The organism is Methanoregula sp. (assembly GCF_002835825.1).
In the GTDB taxonomy this organism is placed as follows: Archaea; Halobacteriota; Methanomicrobia; order Methanomicrobiales; family Methanospirillaceae; genus Methanoregula.
Genome location: NZ_PIZH01000080.1, coordinates 1 through 7186 on the forward strand (window position 1 = coordinate 1; position 7186 = coordinate 7186).

Genomic DNA, 7186 nt, shown 5'->3' on the forward strand with positions numbered 1-7186 from the left:
TTCTGCGTGGCCCACAGCCCGTTCTTGTCCCCTTCCGCGGATGGGCAGGTGTGCTTGGTCTTGATGATCTTGCCGCTGGCCTTATAGGTCTGCTCGCGCTCCGACCATGCGGCATTGACATCGAATTCTATACCCAGCGTTGTCGCAAGCATGGTTGCCGCAAGATCCTCGGCATATTCCCCGGTCTTCTTCTCGGTTTCGCCATAGGCGTGATGTTCCGACAGGTACCCGTATTCGGCAGTATCGCTTGGGAGTGCGAGCCCGATGGCAGATGAGACGAGCCGGTTGGGCTCATTGGTATCGTTCCGGGCCATGACGCAGAAAGTCATGGCACCAGGCTCGAGTTTTTTCAGCCCGACCGACCGCGAAATCTGTTTGCACTTCGGGGGGAAGATGCTCGACACATAGACAAGATTACATTTTTCAATGCCGGCCTTCCGCAGTGCAAGCTCGAACGAGGCAAGACGATCTTTATGGACACCAACACCTTTGGTGAAAAAGATCTCTTTGGGAACATACATAGCTTTTATTGGAGCCATCCGTTTTTTTAAGTTATTGGTGCTGACAGGAAAAAATGGGGATTTTTTTAAGAATGGATCTCCAGAAATGGTCTTTTTCGCATGAAAACCTGCAGACTTGAGAACTATTTTGCACCAATCACGCCTGGTTAATCCTCTGGAGAATTTCTGAAAGTTCCCTCATCGAATCGATCACATAATCCGCACCATGCTCCTGTCGGCCTGCCGGGAACCAGTCCCCGTACCGTGCATAGACCGTCCGGATGCCAAGCCGGGTGCAGGGCTCGATATCGCGGCGGATGCTGTCGCCAATGAGAAGCACATCCGATGGGGAAGCCTGCATCATCTCAAGCGCGGTAAGGAACGGGCCGGGACCCGGTTTCTTCTCCTGCACAAGGTCAAACGAGACAAGGCTCGTGAAGTACTGGAGCATGCCGGTCTTCTCCAGCCGCAGGGTCGCATCGCGGGAATGCGCATCCGTCACGATACACATCGGGTATCCCTCATCAGAGAGGTGCTGCAGGGTTTCCATAACCCCGGGGTATGGATGAATCGCTTTCAGCTTCGCTGATTCGTATACCCGGCATGCCGCATCGAACGCCCCGTCCAGCGGGATCTTCCGGTCTTCCATGTACTGCCGGATATTGCCATGCGATTCAAAGCCATGCACCGGCTGGAGGAAGTACGAGAAGAGCTCGTCACCGTCATCCTGCCCGAGAAAACGTGTCACCGCATGGCAGGAAACAACCTGTGCCTCCACCAGGTCAAATAGAGTATTGTCCATGTCAAACAGGAGTGTCGAGACCGTACCGGGCATGCTCATTGCTTCTGGTTTATTGACCGGATTACGTAAAGATGCTATTGATGATCCCCATCCGGCAAGGCCGTCATGGAATGGTAATGAGGGTAATGTGTAAATATGACCGCGGATTACGTATGAGATACCTTACGGAAAGATAGCTTATCGCAGAACCGGTAATGAAACCTGTTGTGGCCATCCAGATTGGAGGCGTCCTGATAGCATCCGGCATCGTGTTTGCGTCTTCCCTTGCACCGGGCATTGGTATCGTATTCGGTGTCGGCGGTGTGGCGACCGTTCTTGTCGGAATTGCCATGCTCTTTGGCCTGGCACACCAGAAGACAAAATCCTGACTTCCTTATCCCTGTTTTCATCGGTTGCCGGGATGTACTTTTAATCCCAAAGACCGCACATACAGTACTGTTTCACGAGAGCGCTTGCTTATGGATGACATCTTTCTTGTCGAGATACGGCTGGGAAATACCAAGCGGCGGATCCGAAATACCGCTGCCGCGATCGCCACAACCGCCGGTATCGCACCGTATCTTGAGCGCCACCCGCACCTCACCCTTTTCGGGCCCATGGAACTGCTCCCGGGCGTTTCCCCTGATCAGATCCTTGACTGTATCGGATCCATTGCAGCGGGCTTCGATCCTCTTCCATTCACCCTTGACCGGTTCGAGAAACGGTCGGGAATGCATGGCAGTGTCATCGCTTTTTCTGTCCAGCCATCGGAATCACTGAAACTGCTGACAACGAAGATCGCCAGAGTCCTCAATACCCTGACAAAAAGCCATAATGCCTGGGACGGGCACCCTGAACAAAAATGGTATCACGTTACCGTGGCAAACCATCTCCGTGAAAAGACCAGTGCAAGGATCTTCTCTGCGCTGCTTGAATCGGAAACCGCAGACCCATGGCAGAACCGGGTCGGGGGATTGTTCTTCCGGATCCGGTCACTGCTGGAATATCGCATCCATGGACGGTTCCGTCCACCCCAAAAACCTGTGCTTCTTGATGAGACCGGCCTCCGGATCACGGTCATGCAGGGAGACCGGATTCTCGCGGAATATGATCTTCTGGAAAAACGCTGGAACACCGACAATCACCGTCATGACAGTCCCGGCTGGCAGCAGACGCTTGAGCGCTACCGGAGACATGCAGGTTTTGAGCTCACGATGCCCGATCCGGCCGATCCCGGTGACATCCTCGTGATTGCCGATCTCCATCTCGGCCATGCAAATATCATCCGGTACTGCTCCCGCCCGTTCCGTACCGGTGATACTGAAACCATGGACCGGGTCCTCATCGGTAACTGGAACGCCCGCTGCACGGAACATACAAAAATCTACCATATAGGCGATCTCTGCTACGGGCCTTCTGCCCGCTCTCCCCGGGAGTACCGCGCCATGCTCGGCGGCGATGCTGTCTTCATTGCCGGTAACCATGACAGTCCTGACCCGGGTTTAGCCCCGTTCATCTTCCTGGAACACGAGGGGATGCAGTTCTGCCTTGTCCATGATCCGTCGGATGCCCCGGAAGGATTCGATGGATGGATTATCCATGGCCACCACCACAACAACGACCTCCGGAACTATCCGTTCATCGACATTGTGCATAAACGGATCAATGTCAGTGCTGAAGTGATCGGGTATGTCCCGGCCAGTCTCTCAGCTATCTGCGAGACTATCCGTGATCGAACAAAGACCGGCACGAACGATCCCATACTCCTGAACTATCCTCATGTTTCCTGAACCGGGAATACCCGGTCCGCAATCCTTTTTACATACCGGCACGGAGTCACCATACAGGAGAAGCCGGTATGCTGTTTCACCAGGTTGTTTCCGAAGGTCTTGCTCACTATTCCTACCTCATCGCCTCCGGTACAGAGGCTGCCGTAATCGATCCGCGCCGCGACTGCGACATCTATCTTCAGATCGCACACAACAATGGACTCTCCATCCGCCACATATTCGAGACGCACCGGAACGAGGACTACGTGACCGGCTCAACCGCCCTGCGCGAAGCATGCGGAGCGGAGATCTGGCACGGGAGGCAGATGGATTTTGCGTTCGGCAAGCCCGTACAGGAAGGCGACCGGTTCACGATCGGGTCTCTTGAGATCATGGTACTGGAAACTCCCGGCCATACCGAGGAGAGCATCTCGCTCGTTGTCCGGGACCTTGCCGTCACACCTGATCCGTTCATGGTCTTCTGCGGTGACACCCTCTTTGCAGGAGAGATAGGCCGCACCGATTTTTATGGCCCGGACCGGAACGTCGAGATGGCCGGCAAGATCTTCGATTCCATCACCAGGAAGATCCTGACCCTTGGCGACGGTGTCATCATCTGCCCGGCCCATGGCCCGGGCTCCATCTGCGGCGGCACTATTGCTGAACACCCGTTCACGACCGCAGGGTATGAACGACAGTCCAATCCCCGGTTGAAGATGGGTCGGGATGCATTCATTGCACATCGTGTTACCGAATCGCCGTACACCCCCCACTACTTCCGGCGCATGGAGACATGGAACCGCAACGGGCCACCCCGCACTCCAGCCGATTTATTCCCACGCCCGCTCTCAGCCGAAGCTTTAGAAACCGCGATACGCGATGGCTGCCAGGTTGTCGATATCCGGTCCCCGACCTCGTTTGCCGGCGGTCACATCAGAGGAAGCATCTCGCTCTGGCGGCGCGGAATATCGGGATATGCCGGTTTTGTCCTCGATTACGAGAAACCAGTCGCCCTTGTCGATGATTTCAATACCGGCATCGATGAAGTTGCACGCCAGTTCAGCCGTATGGGATTTGACAGCATTACGGGGATCCTCTCCGGGGGATTTGGTTCCTGGGCATCTGCCGGAAAAGAGATTGCCCTACTCCCGTCCTGCACCGCCCCGCAACTTGCAGAGCGGCTGAAACGCGAACCTGAATTTTTGCTGGATGTCCGTCACGGGGAAACGTGGCGTTCCTATGGGCATATACCGGGAGCGCACCATATCTATGCCGGCGAGGTTCTGCAACACCTTGACAAGATCCCAAAGGACAGGACGGTCATCACGTATTGCGATGCGGGATTCAAAGGGAGCCTTGCAGCCAGCCTCCTCTCCCGCAACGGGTATCGTGACGTCACCAACCTATTGGGAGGGATAGCGGCGTGGACTCAGGCAGGGTTTGAGACCGGCCCCTGATCCCGTTTCTTTTCCCTGACCCCATTTGAAAAGGTTTATCGTCTTTTGTTAGGAATGAGGTTTGGGAACCTATGGAAATCATAAAAATCCCCCGTATGGACAAGGCAGAATATGACCGGTTGATCGAGAGAGGGTATGTCTGCCGCATCGCATTCCAGGGAGAGAAATACCCGTACATCGCACCGTTCCTCTATGTCTTCGATGGATCGTTCCTCTACTTCCTCTCGACCAAATACGGCAAAAAACTCGAGTATTTCCGGAAAAGCCCGTATGTCTCTGTCGAGATCGAGAAATACACAAAAGACCTTTCATCCTATACCTTCGTCACGCTCCAGGGATACCTGGAAGAGGTGGAGGATTCCATCGAGAAGAAACTGATCCGGGAAAAGTTCGTTGACTTAATCGTGGACCGCAACCTCTCGTGCAACATCCTTGCCGCCCTCGGCCACTCCCCGATGGATGCCCCTGTCGCCATTGCAGAAGAGGAACGCTCCCTTGTCTGGAAACTCGCCGGGGTTAAAGACATTGTCTCGCTGAAGAACCTTTAATCACCCTTTTTTCGTTCCGCTCCAGTTCCGCTGCCAGCAGGCCCGGGTCCGAGAGGGGAAGCGAGCATGTCTTTCCCGAACAGAGATATGCCGCTCCGTCCGGAGAAACAGGGATATCTCTTGTATAGGGGGCAATGGCCGCGAGAGCAGCGACAGTTTCAGGATCAGAAGCAGGCTTCAGGATCATCGTGCAGTGGGGGAGATACCGGGAATATACGACTGAAAGAAGTCCCTGCACAGCGTGAGAGCCGCGGTTACCAACGATCACGATCTCCTGCGATGGCCCGACAGCCCGTTCAATGGCACAGAGGAACCAGCAGAACGCCGACGGCGATTCACGGACGCGCCCGGTAAAGGATCTGGCAAGCGCTGCGGCAAGCTCCTCGTGTTCCGTGGTCCCGGTAAGCCGTGAGAGCCGGAGGAGGACCTCGCAGGCAACAGAATTTGCCGATGGCACAGCCCCGTCGTAGATCACCTTGTCCCGGACAAGGAGCGCTTCAGCATCATCGGCCGTGAAAAAGAATCCCCCGTTCTCCCGGTCAGGGAAATGATCCCCGAGTGTTTTCATGACCGCAAGCGCTTCGGCAAGGTACCGCGGATCGAACGTGCATTCATACAGTTCGATCAGCGCAAGGCCCAGGAACGCATAATCGTCAGCAAATCCCGAAATTGCACATTCGCCGTCGCGATACCGGTGCCAGAGCCTTCCATCCCCCGTCCGCATCCGCACAAGGATACATTCCATTGCGCGTTCCGCGGCTGCACGGCATTCCCCGTTACCAAAGACCCGGGCCGCCTTTGCCAGTGCAGCGATCATCAGCCCGTTCCAGTCGAGAAGCACCTTGTCATCCCGCCGGGGATGTTCGCGATTCTCCCGCGCTGCAAAGAGCTGTTTTCGGATGGATGCAATGCGCCGGCCAAGATCCTCCTGCGGGATGCCGGTGACCCCCGTTAGTGCCTCATCGGATAGAGTCCGAAAGAGGATATTTTCCGTGCCGGTACCATCGGGTGAGGAGAAATTTCCCGCATCCCGGGCATTGAAGACCCGGCCGGCAATCGCAGCATCGTCTTTCCCGAGCACGGCTTCCAGTTCCCGTGTAGTCCAGAGATAGAATGCCCCCTCGCCCCCAGGATTGTCCGCGTCTTCAGCAGAATAAAACGCCCCTTCCGGATCGGTAAGATCGCGCAGGACGTACCGGACCGTTGACTTCACCGTCTCGCGGTAGCGATCGTTCCGGGTTGCCTGGAATGCCTCGGTGTATGCCATCAGGAGAAGCGCCTGGTCGTACAGCATCTTCTCGAAGTGCGGCACACGCCACTGTGCATCGGTCGAGTACCGGTGGAACCCGCCTCCGATGTGGTCATGGATCCCGCCGTCATGGATAGCATCCAATGTTTTTACCACCATGTCAAAGGCACGCTTCTTGCCGGTCCTCTTCCAGTACCGGAGCAGGAAGAGCAGGGTATGCGGGGTCGGGAATTTCGGGGCGCCGGAGAATCCCCCGTATCCAGGATCGAACCGGAGCAGGAGATCCTCGTACCCCTCGTCCAGCAGCGCTGCATCCGGTTCCAGCCCGGCAGGTACCGCATCACGTGTCCCAAGGGCCCGGGTGATGGATTCTGCGGACCGGAGGAGTTCTCCCCGCTGTTCCCGCCAGGCTTTTGCGATGCGCGGGAGCAGGTCGAGGAGGCCCGGAACCGCAAACCGCCGCTCCTTTGGGAGATAGGTGGCTGCAAAGAACGGCTTCTTCTCCGGTGTCATCACGATCGTCAGCGGCCATCCCCCCTGCCCCGAAAGCATCTGGCAGACCTGCATGTACGTGCTGTCGATGTCGGGCCGCTCCTCTCGGTCCACCTTGATGGCGATAAAGTCGCGGTTGAGCAGCTCTGCGACTTCCGGATCCTCGAACGACTCGTGCGCCATTACGTGGCACCAGTGGCAGGTCGCGTACCCGATCGAGAGAAAGACCGGCTTGTCCTCGCGTGCTGCACGCGAGAACGCCTCCTCGCCCCACGGAAACCAGTCCACAGGGTTCTTTGCATGCTGGAGGAGATAGGGGCCCTTCTCGCCCAAGAGGCGGGTGCCCTTTTCGCCCTCCCCGCCCGGCTCCCGGTTCTGCATCCGGTGGCT

The 7186-nt window shown here is 56.5% G+C and carries 7 protein-coding genes; 4 read left to right on the plus strand and 3 right to left on the minus strand.

Annotated features, from left to right (window positions below):
* On the minus strand, window positions 1–521 hold a 521-nt coding region (locus tag CW742_RS04480), incomplete at its 3' end, for a pyruvoyl-dependent arginine decarboxylase (RefSeq protein ID WP_292417055.1).
* Window positions 522–657: 136 nt separating this feature from the next.
* Window positions 658–1341: an HAD family hydrolase gene (locus CW742_RS04485; RefSeq protein ID WP_292417057.1), complete on the minus strand. Its 684-nt coding sequence runs from the start codon at window positions 1339–1341 to the stop codon at window positions 658–660.
* A gap of 155 nt (window positions 1342–1496) precedes the next feature.
* Between CW742_RS04485 and CW742_RS04490 the strand changes: the two genes are divergently transcribed.
* The 4 genes from CW742_RS04490 (at window position 1497) to CW742_RS04505 (ending at window position 5055) form a co-directional block, all read left to right on the plus strand.
* Window positions 1497–1670: a hypothetical protein gene (locus CW742_RS04490; RefSeq protein WP_292417059.1), complete on the plus strand. Its 174-nt coding sequence runs from the start codon at window positions 1497–1499 to the stop codon at window positions 1668–1670.
* Between the two features lie 90 nt (window positions 1671–1760).
* Entirely contained in the window at window positions 1761–3071 is a 1311-nt protein-coding gene (locus CW742_RS04495; protein ID WP_292417061.1) for a 2'-5' RNA ligase family protein, read from the plus strand.
* A 68-nt stretch (window positions 3072–3139) separates the two neighbouring features.
* On the plus strand, window positions 3140–4507 hold the full coding sequence (locus CW742_RS04500) for a rhodanese-like domain-containing protein (protein ID WP_292417064.1): 1368 nt from the start codon (window positions 3140–3142) through the stop codon (window positions 4505–4507).
* 71 nt (window positions 4508–4578) lie between these two features.
* Window positions 4579–5055 (plus strand): pyridoxamine 5'-phosphate oxidase family protein, encoded by a 477-nt coding sequence (locus CW742_RS04505; RefSeq protein WP_292417067.1) that lies wholly within the window; start codon window positions 4579–4581, stop codon window positions 5053–5055.
* Here the strand turns inward: CW742_RS04505 and CW742_RS04510 are convergent.
* Window positions 5024–7186: thioredoxin domain-containing protein (locus tag CW742_RS04510; RefSeq protein ID WP_342764858.1), on the minus strand; the 2163-nt coding region annotated here is incomplete at its 5' end. The genes CW742_RS04505 and CW742_RS04510 overlap by 32 nt on opposite strands.

What these genes read in the sequence shown, in the direction of transcription:
- CW742_RS04485 (WP_292417057.1), bottom strand. Translation starts at nt 1,341, where the DNA reads ATGAGCATGCCCGGTACGGTCTCGACACTCCTGTTTGACATGGACAAT.
- CW742_RS04490 (WP_292417059.1), top strand. Translation starts at nt 1,497, where the DNA reads ATGAAACCTGTTGTGGCCATCCAGATTGGAGGCGTCCTGATAGCATCC.
- CW742_RS04495 (WP_292417061.1), top strand. Translation starts at nt 1,761, where the DNA reads ATGGATGACATCTTTCTTGTCGAGATACGGCTGGGAAATACCAAGCGG.
- CW742_RS04500 (WP_292417064.1), top strand. Translation starts at nt 3,140, where the DNA reads ATGCTGTTTCACCAGGTTGTTTCCGAAGGTCTTGCTCACTATTCCTAC.
- CW742_RS04505 (WP_292417067.1), top strand. Translation starts at nt 4,579, where the DNA reads ATGGAAATCATAAAAATCCCCCGTATGGACAAGGCAGAATATGACCGG.